Raw genomic sequence first — 17897 nt, 5'->3', positions numbered from 1 at the left:
AAGTGAATAGAACGGTAGTAATAATTTTACATCTACCGAAGTTATTGAGGAGTGCATTATGTTTCGCATTTGCAAGTTAGCATTACTAGCGATCGCATCTCTAACAGTTATACCTGTTGGCAGTGCAATGGCAGCAACTTTAACAGGAAAAGCGCCGATTGTTATTGGGCACAGGGGCGCTAGCGGCTACCGTCCAGAACATACCCTAGCCGCTTATGAATTAGCAATTGAAATGGGCGCTGACTACATTGAACCAGATGTAGTTTCTACCAAAGATGGCGTGCTAATTGCTAGGCACGAAAACGAAATTTCCGGAACCACCGACGTTGCTAACCGTGCAGATTTTGCTAACCGCAAAACTACCAAAACTATCGATGGGCTACCAGTAACTGGCTGGTTTACCGAAGACTTCACCCTTGCAGAAATCAAAACGCTTCGCGCTAAAGAGCGCGTACCTTTCCGCGATCAATCCTACAACGGCCAATTTGAAATCCCTACGCTTCAAGAAGTTATCGATCTAGCCAAGCGTAAAAGTGTTGAAACAGGTCGCACTATCGGTATCTATCCTGAAACTAAACACCCCACTTACTTTAAGTCGATTGGGTTATCTTTGGAAGAACCGTTAGTTAATGTACTTAAAACTAATGGCTATGACAGCCCTGATGATGCAGTTTTTATCCAGTCGTTTGAAGTATCAAACCTACAGTTTTTGAAGACACTCACCAATTTACCTCTAGTCCAGTTATTTGATGCCAGCAGTGCTAAACCGTATGATTTTGTAGCCAGCGGCGACTCTCGCACCTATGGCGATTTGCTAACCTCTACAGGATTAGCAGGAATTGCTCAATATGCCAAAGGTATTGGCCCTTGGAAGCGGCTAATAATACCCGCTGATACTGTTGATAATAATGGCGATGGCAAGCCTGACGATCTTAATGGTGATGGGGTCATCAGCGACGCTGATAAGCCATTGCAACAACCAACTTCGCTGATTAATGACGCTCATGCTGCGGGTTTACTTGTCCATGCGTACACTTTCCGCAGTGACGACTTCTTCCTGGCTCCAGACTACAATGGCAACCCCGAAGCAGAATACGAACAGTTCTTTAAATTAGGTGTTGATGGCGTGTTTAGCGACTTTCCAGATACGGCTGTTGCAGTTCGCAATCGTGTTGCTGGCGAGCCAAATAAAGATGTTCCTGAACCTACTTCGTTACTAGCTTTCGGTATTCTACCTTTAGCGGAAATTTTACGCCGTCGTAAGGCTCAATAGAACAATAATTCAACCGCTAAATTACTAGCGAAAATATCCCTATCCTGTTTTGCAAGGATAGGGAATTTTGTATCTTTCAATTTGTGTTGGCTATGGATTATATAGCCTGCTCACTTTTTAAAATTAGCCTACCGATCCCAGTCTTCCACTTCGTATAAGAATCGTGTTTTGCCCATCAATTTGCGATTAGCAGAGGTACTCTGGACAAAAACAACGTATTTCTCCAAATTATTAGGTTTAATTCGAGCAGTCGCACCAGCAGATAAACCCAACATTTCCCGTGCTGCTTCACCTTCAAACAAATCGCCCGTTGTTCGCTCCATTAAAATGATTTCTTTGTAGCCTTGGATCGTTTCTGTTTTGGTAAATTCATAGAAGCCTCGGCCTGTTTTAAAATTAAGGCCATTTTCCAAGACAAATCCTTTAATCGGACTATCTTTGTCTACGTCCAAAACCTGAAATCGTCCCGGTTTTACAGTCCGCAAATCTGCTGACTCGAAATAGGAAATCGCTTCTCGCTTCATCATGGAATTAAACATTTTGTTTAATCCACGACTCATGCGACCTTCTTTTTTCACTTCTTCTTCATAAGCTTGCAGTTGTTCGTCTGAAGATTGTTGGTAACAAACTGCAAAAAACAAATCTGTGATGTAGGAAAATTGATCGAGAGTGACGTGAAACCCGCCAGATTTTTCCGCCAGTTCTTTATAAAAGGCAGTGGCATGATTTCGATTTAGCGCTTGGACTCCGTAAACGGCGACGCCCATATCGGCTAATTTTTCGACTTCTTTGCGCCAATTGAGCTTTTGTGGTGTTTGCGCTGGTGCGTGAGGAATATCATCGCCAATTAGCACGAGAGATTTAGAGTTTGTAGGCGTCCACGATAGAGATTGAGCTTCATGCAATACCAGTTCGTAACATTCTGGCGCATCTCCGCCACCAGTTTGTTCTACGTTTTCTACAAAGTTACAAATCGCTTCTCCATCGCCGGATAAATCAAACGTTTTAGTCACATATGTGGAGCCTGCATCGCAATAGTCCCCGTGAGCGATGATGCCGATGCGAATGCCGGGAATTTCATCGAGAAGTCGCGTGACTGTCTCTTTTATTTTGCGTCGTACTTGAGTAAGACAAGGGTACATGCTGCCTGTTGTATCAAAGCTGAAAACTACTTCGATATTGCTAGTCATTTTCTAACCCTAATTTGTAGCGCTTTATAAATACTATTTTACCCTGTGAATATTGGTACGTCGAGGTTTATAGCCTTAAAAATATAAGTTTTAAACAAAACACATAAATTCAAAAAAACTACTTTAAACAAGCTGGATAATTTAAGTATTTACGCTTAAAAATCGCTTGATTATCTGGAGAGCGATCGCCCTCTAGAATAAAACATTTCTGGTAACGATCGCGGCTGTAAAAGTTACCCAGATTTGCTTTATAAAACTTGTGAATATAGGCTTACAAAACTTGTAACTGCTAATTCCTAAATGCTATGCATATATAGCTCAGGCTAGCAAGCAAAGGAGTGACATCCCTGCTTATTATCAGGCGATCGCGAGATTGTCGCCCCCAACATGACAAACTGACTCACCTCCACCTATGGCAGAGGAATAAGCGATACTGAGTATGCAAAAATATTAGCCCAGAGTTAATGCCGCAATATGAACAAACCATTAGATGAGACTCTTTCATTAGAAATTGCCTCGCGCATCAAAAGCAAGGCTAACAAACCCTTCGACAATGCTTATAATGCAGCATTGTTGACAGAGGGAGCAATATATGTTCAAGGCTTTTTAGCTTGTCCTGGAGATCCGTACAAACCAATTGAGCATAGCTGGATTGAGGTTGACGATCGCATTGTCGATCCAACACTGACGCACTTAAACAAAAAGGCTGAACAACTCTACTACTTCCCCGCGCAACAATTGAGTGTAAAGAAACTAAAAGCAGCAGTAGAAGAAGCTAAGGAAGATTATCCAGAGGACGAACCGCTACCCGTCTATGATGCTTTACCGCACGAGTATTACGGCAACTTAATGATGGGTGGTAAAAACTATTCAGAAGCCTATAAACAGGCAGAAGAAAAGTGCAGAGAGTTGAATCAACCAAAAATAGAGTCAACTAACTAACGCCGACAACGAAACTTGACACACCTTGCTGCGAGATGGGTAATCGTCTCGCACAGTCGGGGAAGTTGTAAGTTGTTTTGATATGGTTGGGAAAAAAACAAAAATTGGTCAATCCAAATTTTGCCGGAAGCGAGTAATGTTAGTTTAAACAGAAAATATAACTACCCAAGGAGTAAGCAATGTCGGAGTTTCAAGATTTTCTCAAACATAAATTTGCTTATGTTGCTATCGGAGAGTTCAAAGCAGGCAAATTTGATGAAGCAGAAGAACTCTACGAAAAAGCTGTCTCAACATACGAGCAAGGCTTCAAGGGATCTTACCTGTTGCAAGAACCGGGCACTGACAGAGGAATTGCTATAATTCTTTGGGAGAGTGCGGAAGATATGGAAGCCAACAAAAGCGAGGCTTACCAAGCCATATTAGATAAGATGAATCCTTTGTTTGCCAAACCACCAACTACGGCTTTCTATGAAGTGGTTAGTGAAATTAAGACCGTAGATGAAAGTAGCGAATCTGTATAAGATTATTCAAGACTTTGCGCGATCGCGACCGTTGGGAAAAATTAAACCGCGATCGCGATGCACTTTTTAAACTACTGTTATAGCCTAACAGTAGAATAAAGCTTACTCTGCTGCCTCGTCCTCTGGTCTTTGAGTAGCAGCAGCATTCTCAGGAGCTTCCTCCGTTCTTGTGGGATCGCTACCTTGAGTAGTAATATCGTGCGGATCTGCTGTGCCTTCAGCAGCAGCATTAATCAAACCATTGGCATTAGTATTAGGTTTTTGTGAAGCGCCTTTATGACTGGCATGACCGCTAGGCATAATTGTTTCCTCAATTAGGTTTATATCAACACTTTTCAGCTTAGACTTAGCTGCTGTGATAAATACCCTATCTCCAGGCTTATATAAATTTTTGATTTTAGTGAGTAGGGTGGGCATTGCCCACCTTACCTTGAGAAGCACGCCTACAACCGACTGGCAATAATCGTGCGATGGCGAGGGCTATTGCCAGTAATACTCACATCAGCAAAGCCAGCCTCTACTAGCGCCCGCTCAAAATCCAAGGCGAAATACTCATCCAAGTAAGGCTCCGTACTCTTGAGCAAAGTTAAGATATACGGTGGCATCTTGGCAAAAACCTCCGACTTCGGATTCATATCCATAATCGCCAAATGTCCGCCGGGACGCAGCAGACGCCTAGCCTCGCGGAAAATCTGCATTGCGGCAGACTGGGGCAATTCATGGAACATTAGGAAGGTAGAGACTAAATCAAACGAAGCATCTGGCAATCCAGTAGATTCCGCTGCTGCCTGAACCCAGTTTATCGGCTGATTACGCTGCTGGGATCTATAGTTAGCAACAGCCAAAAAATAGGGTGATAAGTCCAAACCCGTAATTTTGGCTTGCGGATAAACTTCTTGCAGGGCAAAAGTACTCATCCCCACGCTGCAACCCAAGTCCACAATGTCTCGCGGCTGGTTGGCAATTTGAGATGTAAGGACATCGTGATACGATTGGCGGAGTTTGTCATCGCCTTGGCTCCCAGCATCTGGCCAAATTTTTGCGTGAACGGCTTTGGCTGCAACTTCCACTTCTAAAGCAGCATCCCAGCTAAGATTACCGCTATCGTAGGCGTGGAACGATCGCACGTAGTATTGGGGATAGGTCAAGCTGGGATTTTGTACCTTAGCTAGTTGCCCTTCCCAGTCATGCGATCGCAATTCCTCTACTTGCTTTGTCCAAGGTACTCCAATTTCCTCTGCTCGTTTAATCATCATCTGACGCGCTTTTTGCTTGGCTAAGTTAGCCAAAGGCTTAATGGCAAGCACGCCGTTTACCAAGCGCGAAGCTAATCCTGGAGAAGTATTTAACGCAGCAGTCATCTTAAATTGCTAGTTTTTAGTTATCAGAATTTAGTCTAACAACTAATGTCAGTTGTTCATAGTTCATGGTTAATCGTTCATTGCAATGAGCAATTAACTATGAACTATGAACTTTTCCCCAATTGCCAGTAACTATTTTGCAGTTTTAGGCTTGAGTGCTAGCAACATCTCCATTCCGCTGGTTGATTTGTCAGGTTGGGTGACTGCGATCGCCAAGCCGCGAATTGAATTAATGACTGCGCTAGTTTCTGGAGTAATAGCACTCTTTTGTTCCGGAGGTAGCTGACTGTTGATTACGGACATAGTTTTGTCCATATCTAGGTAAAAATAGCCCGCGTTTGTCTGAGGCAAAGTTCCTGTTACTGCCTTAAAAGATTCGCTGCTATCTAACGGGCTAGGCTTAGTTGCGATCGCATCAGCTATGGGGCCACCAATTGCCACAAAAACCGTGTTTTGATCTAGCCAACCGTGCCCCATAAAGGCTCCTTGCTGGGGAATTACCCACTCGGTTACTTTTTTACCGCCGACATCTCTTTGCGATACAGTCATAGAGTTGCCCTTAGCGATCGCATCCAGTTTAGTTAGCGTTGCTTCAGCCGTTGCGCGATCGCTGGTTTCAAATACTAACGCCCCGCCAAATCCAGACGCCTTAAGTATTCCCTCATTTGATGGAATTGCAGCGATCGCAAATTCTCCATCCATCCAACCCAAAATATCTTTATCTAAATCTAAATTAACCGTTTTAACTTGCTGTCTTGCTCCCTCAATCGCCTGCTTAATTTGCGGATCGTTTTTCCCTTCCTCTACTATTACTGACCAAAAACGGCTGATTCCTTGCCCGTTAATCGTAGCTATTGCTGAGGCAGGAAGTTGACCTATCACCTTGCCGGGTGAAGGTTTATATTCTAATTTCATTGCAGCTGGATCTATTTTTGTGACCGCTTTAAACCGCACGCCAGCTTCATCAATGCCCACACCCGCTACCATAGACTTTACCGCCTTCATCTGCTTTAGGGCTTGCGGACTCACACCAGCACCCCCAGCATTGTTGGCTACTAACTTATCCACGAAAGCCCCATAATCAGGCACATAAAATTGAGCAATCGGGTTTTTAACATCTACCCCTTTTGAGAACATAGCGCTTGCATCCGCTTTACTCGCAAGCGAAGGCTGGCCTTTAAAAGTATCGATGGCTTGTTGCACGTTTTTTATTTCAGAAGCCATCACTAAATGGTTCTTCAATATAGCCGCGTAAGTTTTCTTGCCATTGTCTGTATTTTCGTATATTTTGACGCCCTTGTAGTCTGTTTCCTTAGTAGCACCCTTAGTTTTATCGTTTTTAAACTTGTTGCCAAACCCCAACATACTAAACTTATTCTTAATACCTACTACTACCAGAACATCGGGTTCTTGCGTGGCTTTTGCGCCCGATGATGGCAGCATGGCAAACATTACGCTACCCAACCAAGGTCTTACATCCTTATCATAATTAATCTTGGAGTCTGCAAAGGCATCTTTTTGAAAGTCTTTTAGACCTTTATCTACAAGCTTTTGTACTTCAGGAGTGCCAAACTGCTGCAATTGTGCCCAATTTCTAGGATCTGTGGAAATTGTGCCAGCCATGAGTGCTTGATTTGGTACAACTTTGGCACTTTCTATCGGGGTATCGCTAGCACCAATATAACCATCGGAGTATAGATAAGCAGCCACGCCACCTAGCAGGACTGCACCAGCACCAATAAGCGCATAAACTATAGGTTTAGATTTCTTCTCAGGCATTGTTTTTGTCCTTAGATTATTATCTACTGATTGTTATCTACAAGTTCGCCTTTTTACATTGCGGAATTTCCGGACATAACACCAATCTTTACTTCAAACTTCGGTATATAACCTCAACTCATTTGGTGTTGTCTTAGTAAGACTTCAAGGGAAGTAGTCGCGACTCCGCAAGCGAGTATTATTAATCAGAAAAAATAGAATCTAAAATTTATCCGGGCATTAACCTTCCACAGGAATCCTAGTTTAGGCGCTGGCGTAGCTAAACTGAGTGCTGCGGATGCGCGGGTTCGCCTGCGAGTTGCGAGGCATCGCTCTTTAAGACATCAACCCAAGGCTGTGATACAGTTAAGCTCTCGCAGGCGCTAACCTGAAAGATATTACTTAGCAATTCTTGTAAAACTCATAGAGTCTCCCTCTCCCGATGTTGCAGTCTTATCTTGATTCGGAAACTAACGGTCACAAATCCTTTGAGTTGCCCGGTGCCCGTCCTCACTACAATCCAGACCGACCGGGGCAAGTTGAGCATATTTTCCTGGATTTAGTCCTCGATATACCTAACCAGAGTTTCCAGGGCACTTGCACCATCACTTTAGCGCCAGTGCGGAGTGGGTTAACGGCGCTGACGCTGGATGCATGTTCCCAGAATATTCACTCGGTTCAGGTGGACGGAACCCAGCAAGGTTTTGATTATGACGGCGACCAACTGCACGTCCGGATGCAGACGCCAACAGTTGCGGGGAAGACAATAAAGATAGCGATCGCCTATTCTGTGGAAAAACCCCGGCGCGGTCTTTATTTTATTGTTCCCGACAAGCACTACCCCAACAAACCTACACAAGTCTGGACTCAAGGCGAAGATGAAGACTCCCGCTTCTGGTTCCCCTGCTTTGACTACCCAGGCCAGCTAGCTACTTCCGAAATTCGCGTTAAAGTCCCCAAACCCCTCATCGCCATCTCTAACGGCGAACTGATTAAAACTGAGGAAGACGGCGATAGCAAAATATTCCACTGGTTGCAGCAGCAAGTCCATCCCACCTACTTGATGACTTTGGCTGTAGGCGACTTTGCCGAAATTCAAGACGAATGGAATGGCAAACCCGTCACCTACTACGTGGAAAAAGGTCTGGAAGAAGAAGCGCGTCTCAGCATGGGCAAAACGCCGCGCATGATTCAATATTTCAGCGAAAAATTTGGATATCCTTATCCTTTCCCCAAATACGCGCAAGTTTGCGTGGATGACTTCATTTTTGGCGGCATGGAGAACACCTCCACAACGCTGCTAACAGACCGCTGCTTGCTAGATGCCCGTGCTGCTATAGATAACCGCAGCACTGAAAGTCTAGTCGCCCACGAACTCGCCCATCAGTGGTTTGGCGATTTGGTGGTGATCAAGCATTGGTCGCATGCCTGGATTAAAGAGGGGATGGCGTCTTACTCTGAGGTACTGTGGACGGAACAGGAGTATGGTGCTGAAGATGCAGCATATTATATGTTGCTTGAGGCGCGTAACTATTTAGCTGAAGATAGCGGTCGCTATCGCCGCCCTATTGTTACTCATGTCTACCGCGAAGCGATCGAACTTTACGACCGTCACCTTTATGAAAAGGGTGCTTGTGTCTACAACATGATTCGCGCGGAGTTGGGAGATGAGTTATTCACAAAAGCCATCCATACTTTTGTTCAGGATAACGCTCACAAAACTGTAGAAACTATCGACTTATTGCGGGCGATTGAAAAAGCCACTGGTCGCAATTTGATGTTTTTGTTTGACCAGTACGTTTATCGCGGCGGTCATCCAGAATATAAAATTGCTTATTCTTGGGATGGCGATAGCAAGCTGGCTAAGGTGACTGTTACTCAAGCTCAAGTTAAGGTTGACAAAAATGGCACTAAGGGCGATTTATTTGACTTAAAGATTCCCATCGGCTTCGGCTATAGCGCAGAAAATGCAAACTCTGAAGCGGGAGTTGCAAAATCAAAAATCTTTACCGTCCGAGTGCATGAACGGGAACAAAGTTTTTACTTCCCACTAGAAGAAAAGCCGCAGTTTATCAGTTTTGATGTTGGGAATAATTTCCTAAAAACGGTGTCCTTAGAGTATGGGATTTCGGAACTAAAGGCGCAGTTGCAATTCGATCCAGACCCAGTATCGCGGATTTATGCAGCGAAGGCGATCGCTAAAAAAGGCGGATTGGAAGCTGTGAAGGCGCTAGCAGAATCTCTCAAGAACGATACGTGCTGGGGCGTCCGCGCTGAAGTAGCGAAAAATTTGGCATCGGTCAAACTCGATCAAGCTTTTGAAGGTTTGGTGGCGGGTTTGCAAGATGAAGATGCTAGGGTGCGCCGTGCGGTTGTGGAAGCGTTGGGCAAAATTAAGACGCCTGAAAGCTACGAAGTCCTGAAATCCCTTGTAGAGAAGGGGGATGCTAGCTACTATGTTGAGGCGGCGGCGGCTAGAACGCTGGGAGGCGTTGCGGCTTCGGGTAATTTGAAAGATAAGGAAGATGAGGCGCTGCAACTGCTGGGTCACTTGGTCAGAGAAAAGGCTGGGTGGAATGAAGTTGTACGCGGGGGCGCGATCGCGGGTCTGAGTCTGATGAAAACTTCACCAGCGGCGCTAACTCTAGTTGTGGAATATACTACGCCCGGTGTAGCACAACCGTTGCGCTTAGCTGCAATTCGCGCACTGGGAGCAATTTCCACTGGTCAAACGCCTAACAATATCGACTGGATTATCGAACAATTAGAGCAACTTTCCCAAGAATCTTTCTTCCTAACTCAAGTTGCGGTTGTTGGCGCACTCGGACACATGGAGACGGCGAAGGCGATTCCGGTTTTGTCAGCGCTAGCAGATCAAACACCAGATGGGCGCGTGCGTCGCATTGCTGAGGAAGCAATTCAAAAGGTGCAGAAACATATTGGTTCTGACCACGCTGTAAAACAGCTGCGCGAAGATCTCGACCAGTTGAAGAAGGAAAATCAGGAGTTAAAAAGCCGTCTGGAGAATTTAGAGGCTAAGTCTAGCGCTAGTTAGAGATTCCCCAACCCCCCCCTTTTTTAAGCCCGCTAGGGGGGATGGAATGCCTAACCTCAAACCCTTAACTTAACAATATTTCCCCACCTTTTTATCCTTGACGGGGAATATTTTGTCGAAAATTTGGCACCAATTGGTGCCAAATTTTCCATTACCAGTTTCCGTACCCTAATCATCTTTTATAATTTTTAACTTTTGTTGAATGTAATCAGACAGTTTATATTGTTTCAAAATATTTGTTGGTAAATGTGCTGCTCCCTGAATATATCCCAGGCATTCTTCAGTTCCACACAGACAATCAAACCCTCGATCCATAGACCATTCTGTAGATGGGTAGAAGAAGGTCATTTGTTCGCTCAATTCAATCTTCTTAAGACAGATGACAACCATATTTGTAGTGTCAAAAAAAACATTAGGATCGCAACTGTGATTGATGTATTGCAAAAACTCCGGTTCGAGCGTCATGTGTTCTTGCTCGTTTAATTGCACCGTCAAGTAGTTAGGCTTGCTCAAGATTTCTTGAATTCTGAAAGCAGAAACTATTTCACTCGGCATAAGTGTAACACTTGCGTGGAGCGATTTTTCACCTGTTAGAGGACACTCCCATAATTCGGCAAAATATGAAGCTTTAGTGACTTTAGATGGGATATTAGTTAGCTGCACTTTGCGTAGAAACTCCTAATTTTTGATTGAATACTTTCAAAATCTACGAAACTGCTATGAGTTTACTGCGACTTAGTATAATGCCTATCAAAAGCACCGCCGATCATTTCTGACATCAGTTGTGCAAACGGCGTACCAGAAAAGCGCAAAATATTGCCAACTGAAGTTTGGTCATCGGAAGAAATACCGCAGTTAGCATTCACTTCAAGGACAAAAAGTTCTTGGGAATTTTTATCCATTCGCACATCAACCCGTCCATATCCATTACCGCCAACGGCACAGTAAGCACGCATACTTAACTCGCAAAGTTTGTCATGCAAAATAGGATCGGCTAGTTGGTAACGGTAAAAAGGTTCTTCAGGAGAAAGGGAAGTTTCTTCTTGATATTTTGCCCAGTACCTATCAAAAGTTAAAAACCGTTCAGAAACAGCCAAACTGGAATGAAAAATCCGTTCTACAGGTGGATAAATTTTAATTGTAGCTGGCTGATGAACGGAGCCAACAATCAAGACGGTAAACTCAGAACCGGTGATAAATTTTTCTACAAAAATGCTTTCAGGCGGAAAATATTTACCATGCTGTCCTTGAACCAAGCGCTGTAATTGCAGGTTTACCTGTTCGTCGCTATTAACAACTGACTGCAAAGAAATTCCATAGCTGGCGTAAGAAATTGCTGGTTTCACAATTAGAGGAGTGCCAAGGCGATCGCATACTCCCCCGAATGCGGCTGCATAGGAAATGACTTCGTAAGGAGCAGTTGAAACCCCTGCTTTAACAAAAGCACGCTTCATCAATATTTTGTTGTCTGATAGATGCAAAAAGCTAGCATCTGCTCCTGTGAAAATGATGTTTTTCGCTTCCAGCAGTTTGGCAATCGCAATCCCTGGGTAGCCGTCAATTTCATCAAAACCATCGCAATAGTTCAGCACTACAGGTATGCATTTATCAGCAGCAGCAGCTACCTCCTCAACCACTGCTTGCATATTTTCTAAGGTGAGTGGCTGCCATTTCCACTTGATACCGAGTTCTGCAAAAACATCTGCCAGTTCCTGTCGTTCGCTGGGCTTGTCGTGGTATTCGCTTATCAGCTTTTGTTGTTGGATGCGGTAGGGAATAAATGCCCAGACAAATATTTTACTAGCAGCAACGGGCAATTTCTGAAGCATTGATATTTTTCCCTCAATCTGTTGCCAAGCGTGCCAAAGAGTTATCTTTGTTAATCAAATCTGCATAAGTTTACTGCTGGCTGGCGATCGCTTTATTTTCCCGCCTGAATTTGAGAACGAATTTGTGATTTTTTGCGCTCCTTTTCTCGCCAAGTTACAGAATTTCCTGAAGTTCCGCGAATAATCCCTCGGCACTTGAACGATCCACACTGACACTCAAATTCTGGAAAATCTTCGCTATATATTGACACTGAGTAGTCTAAAGTCAATTCCTCTCCTGCTGCGATGTCTCTAAGGGCACAAATGTTAAGTCCTCGCAAGACCATATTCGCATCGCAAGAGTGGTTTGTAGGCAGCCATTTGGCTGGGTCTTCGTCCCAGAAAATAAAGACTTCTTCACTCAAAGGAAGAGCATACCGTTGAAAAGATTCTTGAGCCGATATACTCCAGTGGGATTCGACGTGCGAACGGGTAACAATCCTTTTTGCTTGTTCCTCGAATTGGACGACAATTTCCCCAGCTTTGAAATCAGTAATGGCATAAATGCCATAGCCGGAAATAGTATTCTTGCGTACTCTAAATTTCCTCTGACGACGTTTCTGTCTGTCAATACCTTCTGCAATAATATGTTTGAGGAATCCTGAAGAACCCGCACCATCAAACTTTAAAATGCAGTCAGCCAATGCTTCTGCACCTTCTGAATAAAAAACCGAAGGCTTGAAGTTAATTGACAAGACGAAAACCTCGTTTTGTTCGTTAACTCTAAAATCAAGACAAGCATAGCCAAACCCATTATATTCACAGAAAATTTTCGCCGCAGCGTCTCTCAACCGCAGGTCAAGTTCTGGGTCAGCACAGGTAATATAAAATTCTGGACGATTGCGGCGCACCTTCAGTTCGTAGGTTTTAAAATGTTCCCCATCAGGAAAGACAAACTCTAGAGATTTATAAGTTAGGGGAGAAGAGCGATTTTCAGGGTTAGCAGCTACAAGGACTGTAAACTCTCGTCCAGGCGCATACTCCTCAATTAAAACTTGACCAAATTTGCCTATGATGTCGGCGGCTTTGCTATATAATCCTTCTTTTGTGGTTACATAAAATTGAGCGTCAATTCCCAGACTGTCTGATGATGCTGCTGGTTTAACAAACAGGGGGAATTGCAAGTTTTCACAAGCGCTCTCGACATCAGCTAAGGTTTCAGCTTTCACAAATGCTGGTGTTCTTACTCCTGCCACGTAGGCAACATACTTCATTAACTCTTTGTTAATCTCGTAGAGGTCGAAAGTAGGGCCAGTATAAGGTAAATTAAGCTGTTCTAAAGCAACAATTACATCAATAGAGGGAACTTCCCAGTCCAAACATCCCGTACAGAGGTTGACAAAAATATTGTAATCTTTATTTTTTAACTCTTTTAGCTGACGGTACGTTGTCGCTTTGTTGAGAAATACATGGTCTACCTGGTCTTCTAGTAACAGATGAGAGAGGTTACGAGGCGGATCGTAGTTTTTGTAGTCCACTGCCGATTGAGAATAATCAGGTTGCAGAACACACACTTTCATGTCGAGATTCCTCGTAAACAAAGCTATAAAAGATTACATTTCTGTAGAGTACGCGCAAACAATATTAATTTTATTCCTTATCTAAGCTTTTCATTTAAGCTTTTTTATTGCAATTGGCTGAATTTAACTATTTCTATTTATTGAATAGTGCATATTGAACATTATCAACAGGTTTTTGTCAATAATATTTTGGTTTGTCGAAACGCTTGTCTATCAGGTGTCCTGACAACTGGTAAGCACAGCCAACTGTGAACGGTATCAACTACAGTTGTTGGTCTGTCCTTTTTGTGTGCGATCGCGATCGCAGCTACCAACTGCGGTTGACCACAAACCTGGCAAAGGAAGATGTAAACGCGACTCCAAGAACTGTGCTAAGGATACCGCCGGAATGTTGCCGTCCCCCAATGCGAGCGCCTGCACCCATCCCATAATTTTTTTTATATAAAGATTAATTTATAGGGCTATGTCATGGAACCCTTACAAACAAGTCATGGGTGTGGGAGAAGTTTTTTTACTTATTTAGGTACGATGCCGATCCCCGAAGGTGTCTGTAGTTTTGTATACTGGGAGTTAATAAAACGTTAAAAAACTGGTAATAAACGATGAGTAAAGTTACGGGAGATTGCTGAAGGAATACCTGGAAATAATTGTTATTCGGTTAAGCAGGTATGGAAGTGGCTCTACTACCGGGAGCCGCAAGTTGCTAAAAAGTTTCCGATTAAAGAGGCAGACACAAGCGTGAATCGGTATCCAGTCGCTCAGAGTCAACGGCGTTACGATGCCAAGGCGATCGCTAAATACTACCGCAATCGTCCCTGGCTGGTCATCTGGCGTGCGATCGCTATAATTTTTTCATTTGTTGGGTTTATCTTCGGCCTGAAGTGGGACGAATGGCTTAAAGTAGAACCGGGTCATGTCGCAAATAGACGCGCCACACAACTGCGGCATATAATTACCCGATTGGGGCCAACATTTATTAAGGTAGGTCAAGCGCTCTCGACAAGGCCAGACTTGATCCGCAAAGACTTCTTAGAAGAGTTAATCAAATTACAGGATCAATTACCGCCATTTGAGAATGCGATCGCCCACTCGATAATTGAAGCCCAACTTGGTCGCACCATCTCAGAAATTTTTAGCGAAATCACGCCAGAGCCAATCGCCGCCGCTAGTCTTGGACAGGTATATCGAGCGCGTCTCCACACTGGCGAAGAAGTAGCAGTCAAGGTGCAACGCCCCAACTTGCTACCGACAATAACACTAGACCTTTACTTAATGCGGTGGGCTGCTAGCTGGCTAGCTCCCTGGCTTCCCCTAAATCTAGGTCATGACCTAAGCTTAATTGTTGATGAATTCGGCATCAAACTATTTGAAGAAATCGATTACATCAACGAAGGTAGAAATGCTGAAAAATTTGCCGCTAATTTCCAAGACGACCCAACGGTTAAAGTTCCAGCAATCTATTGGCGCTACACCAGCCACAATGTCCTTACTCTAGAGTGGATTAATGGCTTCAAGCTAACAGATACCGAGCGCATTAAAGCCGCAGGTCTTGACACGGATACAATTATCCAGATTGGCGTAACATCTGGACTGCGACAGTTGTTGGAGTTCGGCTTTTTTCATGCCGATCCCCACCCAGGCAATTTGTTTGCCACTCCGGACGGTCGCATGGCATTCATTGACTTTGGCATGATGGATCAGCTAGACCAGAATACCAAAGAAACTCTGGTAACTGCTGTAGTTCACTTAATCAACAAAGATTATGTTGATTTAGCAAAAGACTTTGTAAAGCTGGGCTTTCTGACACCAGAAACAGATATTTGGCCAATCGTACCAGCTATAGAAACAGTTTTGGGCGATGCAATTGGAGAAAGTGTCAGTAGTTTTAACTTTAAAACGATTACTGACAAATTCTCGGAATTAATGTACGATTACCCGTTCCGCGTACCTGCTAAGTTTGCCTTAATTATTCGTTCCTTAGTGACGCAAGAAGGTTTAGCACTCAGCCTCAATCCCAATTTCAAAATTGTGGAAGTAGGTTATCCCTACGTGGCGCGACGTTTGCTTACCGGGGAATCGCCAGAAATGCGGCGACGGCTGATTGAGATATTGTTTAAAGATGGTAAATTCCAGTGGCAGCGGTTGGAGAACATGATCGCGATCGCCCGCACTGATGGTAACTTTGATCTACTGCCAACAGCCCAACTAGGTTTGCAGTATCTTCTCTCCGCTGAAGGTCAATTTCTCCGACGCCAGTTGCTGTTAGCTTTGATAGAAGATGATAGACTGCATACCGAAGAAGTTCGACGCCTCTGGAACCTCGTCAAAGATGAACTGAAACCAGCCCGTCTGTTTGATGTCGCACTAGGAGCATTAAACGAACTTTCTACGGAAGGTGTTGCGGCTATACTGCCCTCAGTCTCGGCTTTCAAGAGTAATTTGTAATTTGGCATTGGCAGTCCTGATACCGCACTACGGAGTCTGGAAAGTCCCTATGCCCCATTCTTGTAGAGACGCCGATTTATCGCGTCTCTCTATCCCCCTCCCCAATCCCCATCCCCCCATTAAGGAGTTTTAGTGTATTACTACTTCCCAGAACCGCCGTATTTTTTATTGTTTGCTGGTTTGTTTGCGGGAATTTCGTCTGGTATAGCGTTTCAAGCCACCCTCAAACAACAAGTGAATGAGTGGTCAAAAACCCGCTCTACTCGCATTTTGGCGCAAATGCAAGGGGCGCAATTACAGTTGCCATTTGTGGGAATTACTGTCGGTATCTGCGTATTTCTGGCAGCTGGGTTAGAGGTTTTTGGCTTTCCGGCTCCGCTAACTTATATAATTTCTCTACCCCTCACTCTTTTGACAAGTTGGCTCGTTTGGTTCCAGCTAAGTAGAGTTTTGGTTCAGATAGAGCGCGGTGGTTCGCAAGCGCTTGATTTGGATTATTGGAACTAGATATTTTTACCGCAGGTGTAAGCCAAAGGCTCATCTGCGGTTATAAACCTGGTTTGGTTCTATTTAAATAGAACCAATAAGCTAATTTTTATCCTATAAGAATATTAAGTAAGCTTTTATAAAAACGCTTGCGTTAGGCAAAATAGCATCACGATCTAAAAGATATACAGCAGTCTTTAAGCGAAGGCAATATCTCCGGCTTCTTAGAGAAGTCGGGGAATTGCTTGTTGAAGGTAGGTAGTTGGAATGTAAGGTAAAAAATGCGTTGGCAGCATTTGTGCTTTCACAAATAAGCTACCAACGCTAGATATTTACACAAGCCTTTTCCTGGGGTCTCAAAATCTATAGCGCAGGCGCTATTTGCCTAAAAACCTCATTCAGAAGAAAGGAAATAAATTCAGGTTTCACCAACTGGGAACGGTGGGTTGTACGTGAAAAGTGCAGCTTCGATACGGTGGATGGTATTTTCTAGGTCGTCGTTGATGATTTGAATATCAAATTCAGTTGCGGCGGCGAGTTCATCTCCGGCGCGGGAAAGACGACGAGAGATCGCCTCTTCAGAATCAGTACCGCGTCTGCGTATCCTCTGCTCTAGTTCTGGAAGCGAAGGCGGCAGAATAAATATCCGCAGTGCATCGGGGAAAGTCTTGCCTATTTGCCTCGCCCCTTCTAGTTCAATTTCTAATATCACGGACTCACCCCGTGCAATGTGTTCCTCCACCTGCAAGCGGGGCGTCCCGTAGTAGTTCCCAGCATACTCAGCCCACTCCAGGAATTTCTCAGCTTTGACCATTTCTTCAAAGTCGCTGCGGCTGATAAAGTAATAGTCTTTCCCGTCCATTTCCCCAGGACGGGGGGAGCGAGTCGTCACGGAGATAGAGAAATATAATTCCGGATGACGTTGTAGGAGCGATCGCAGCAAAGTACCTTTGCCCACTCCACTCGGCCCAGTTAATACAATCAGTCTCCCTGTTTCCATGCTCCTACCATCCGCTTCATATCGCCATTCCTATCCAATACAGTTTAATTGTTGGCGACACTACCATCTTTGCCAATCACAAAGCGATGGGCAACTGTTTCTGGCTGAATTGCCGACAGAATGACGTGGCTTGAATCAGTGATAATCACCGCTCGCGTCCTACGTCCGTAGGTTGCATCAATTAGCTGCCCTCGATCCCTCGCATCTGTAATAATTCGCTTAATTGGGGCAGACTCTGGACTTACTATGGCTACTACTCGGTTTGCCGATACTATGTTACCAAAACCGATATTGATCAGCTGAATATCCATCGCACACTAACGGCTCCGCCGTATAAAAAGCTTATAAAAGATTAATTTCCATGTTATCGACAAAAATTCGGACTTACAAGCTTAAAACTGACAAAACAACCGTTTTTTTAGGTTGAGCAGGCTTATTTTGACGTTTTTCTACCTTTTGGCATCGTTCTAAAGGCACA

General features: G+C 44.1%; 16 protein-coding genes. 6 read left to right on the top strand and 10 right to left on the bottom strand.

The window, feature by feature from the left end:
- Positions 1 to 58: 58 nt before the first annotated feature.
- Positions 59 to 1273: a glycerophosphodiester phosphodiesterase gene (locus tag H6F77_RS19445; protein WP_190490212.1), complete on the top strand. Its 1215-nt coding sequence runs from the start codon at positions 59 to 61 to the stop codon at positions 1271 to 1273.
- A gap of 128 nt (positions 1274 to 1401) precedes the next feature.
- Here H6F77_RS19445 and H6F77_RS19440 read toward each other — a convergent pair whose 3' ends face one another.
- On the bottom strand, positions 1402 to 2463 hold the full coding sequence (locus tag H6F77_RS19440) for a vWA domain-containing protein (RefSeq protein ID WP_190490210.1): 1062 nt from the start codon (positions 2461 to 2463) through the stop codon (positions 1402 to 1404).
- Between the two features lie 474 nt (positions 2464 to 2937).
- Between H6F77_RS19440 and H6F77_RS19435 the strand changes: the two genes are divergently transcribed.
- Positions 2938 to 3405 (top strand): hypothetical protein, encoded by a 468-nt coding sequence (locus H6F77_RS19435; protein ID WP_190490208.1) that lies wholly within the window; start codon positions 2938 to 2940, stop codon positions 3403 to 3405.
- Between the two features lie 179 nt (positions 3406 to 3584).
- Entirely contained in the window at positions 3585 to 3926 is a 342-nt protein-coding gene (locus H6F77_RS19430) for an antibiotic biosynthesis monooxygenase (RefSeq protein WP_190490207.1), read from the top strand.
- 102 nt (positions 3927 to 4028) lie between these two features.
- On the opposite strand, the gene H6F77_RS28015 is transcribed toward H6F77_RS19430, so the two are convergent.
- The 3 genes from H6F77_RS28015 to H6F77_RS19415 all read right to left on the bottom strand — a co-directional run bounded on the left by H6F77_RS28015 (position 4029) and on the right by H6F77_RS19415 (position 7066).
- Positions 4029 to 4343: a hypothetical protein gene (locus H6F77_RS28015; protein ID WP_242022332.1), complete on the bottom strand. Its 315-nt coding sequence runs from the start codon at positions 4341 to 4343 to the stop codon at positions 4029 to 4031.
- 26 nt (positions 4344 to 4369) lie between these two features.
- Entirely contained in the window at positions 4370 to 5287 is a 918-nt protein-coding gene (locus tag H6F77_RS19420; RefSeq protein WP_190490205.1) for a class I SAM-dependent methyltransferase, read from the bottom strand.
- Between the two features lie 132 nt (positions 5288 to 5419).
- Entirely contained in the window at positions 5420 to 7066 is a 1647-nt protein-coding gene (locus H6F77_RS19415; RefSeq protein ID WP_190490203.1) for a DUF3352 domain-containing protein, read from the bottom strand.
- Between the two features lie 421 nt (positions 7067 to 7487).
- Here H6F77_RS19415 and H6F77_RS19410 point away from each other — a divergent pair, with 421 nt between their 5' ends.
- Positions 7488 to 10100 carry a M1 family metallopeptidase gene (locus tag H6F77_RS19410; protein WP_190490201.1) on the top strand — a complete coding sequence of 871 codons (2613 nt, stop codon included), beginning with the start codon at positions 7488 to 7490 and terminating at the stop codon, positions 10098 to 10100.
- Between the two features lie 168 nt (positions 10101 to 10268).
- Here the strand turns inward: H6F77_RS19410 and H6F77_RS28740 are convergent, their stop codons facing one another.
- The 4 genes from H6F77_RS28740 to H6F77_RS19390 form a co-directional block, all read right to left on the bottom strand.
- Positions 10269 to 10763, bottom strand: a complete 495-nt coding sequence (locus H6F77_RS28740; RefSeq protein WP_309228884.1) for an SET domain-containing protein-lysine N-methyltransferase — start codon at positions 10761 to 10763, stop codon at positions 10269 to 10271.
- 62 nt (positions 10764 to 10825) lie between these two features.
- Positions 10826 to 11929, bottom strand: a complete 1104-nt coding sequence (locus tag H6F77_RS19400; RefSeq protein WP_199321424.1) for a D-alanine--D-alanine ligase family protein — start codon at positions 11927 to 11929, stop codon at positions 10826 to 10828.
- Positions 11930 to 12021: 92 nt separating this feature from the next.
- The gene (locus tag H6F77_RS19395; RefSeq protein ID WP_190490198.1) at positions 12022 to 13488 is read right to left on the bottom strand and encodes an SET domain-containing protein-lysine N-methyltransferase; all 1467 of its coding nucleotides are present in this window, start codon (positions 13486 to 13488) and stop codon (positions 12022 to 12024) included.
- A 258-nt stretch (positions 13489 to 13746) separates the two neighbouring features.
- On the bottom strand, positions 13747 to 13917 hold the full coding sequence (locus H6F77_RS19390) for a hypothetical protein (RefSeq protein ID WP_190490196.1): 171 nt from the start codon (positions 13915 to 13917) through the stop codon (positions 13747 to 13749).
- 309 nt (positions 13918 to 14226) lie between these two features.
- Here H6F77_RS19390 and H6F77_RS19385 point away from each other — a divergent pair, with 309 nt between their 5' ends.
- On the top strand, positions 14227 to 15933 hold the full coding sequence (locus H6F77_RS19385) for an ABC1 kinase family protein (protein WP_190490194.1): 1707 nt from the start codon (positions 14227 to 14229) through the stop codon (positions 15931 to 15933).
- Positions 15934 to 16065: 132 nt separating this feature from the next.
- On the top strand, positions 16066 to 16440 hold the full coding sequence (locus H6F77_RS19380; protein ID WP_190490192.1) for a hypothetical protein: 375 nt from the start codon (positions 16066 to 16068) through the stop codon (positions 16438 to 16440).
- Between the two features lie 397 nt (positions 16441 to 16837).
- On the opposite strand, the gene gmk is transcribed toward H6F77_RS19380, so the two are convergent.
- Positions 16838 to 17419, bottom strand: coding sequence for a guanylate kinase (gene gmk, locus H6F77_RS19375; protein ID WP_190490191.1), 582 nt, complete (start codon positions 17417 to 17419; stop codon positions 16838 to 16840).
- Positions 17420 to 17463: 44 nt separating this feature from the next.
- Positions 17464 to 17730, bottom strand: coding sequence for an extracellular matrix/biofilm regulator RemA (remA, locus tag H6F77_RS19370; protein WP_190490189.1), 267 nt, complete (start codon positions 17728 to 17730; stop codon positions 17464 to 17466).
- Between the last annotated feature and the right edge of the window lie 167 nt (positions 17731 to 17897).

It is taken from the genome of Microcoleus sp. FACHB-831, from assembly GCF_014695585.1.
Taxonomy (GTDB): domain Bacteria; phylum Cyanobacteriota; class Cyanobacteriia; order Cyanobacteriales; family FACHB-T130; genus FACHB-831.
This window is presented reverse-complemented; position numbering and strand designations above follow the sequence as displayed.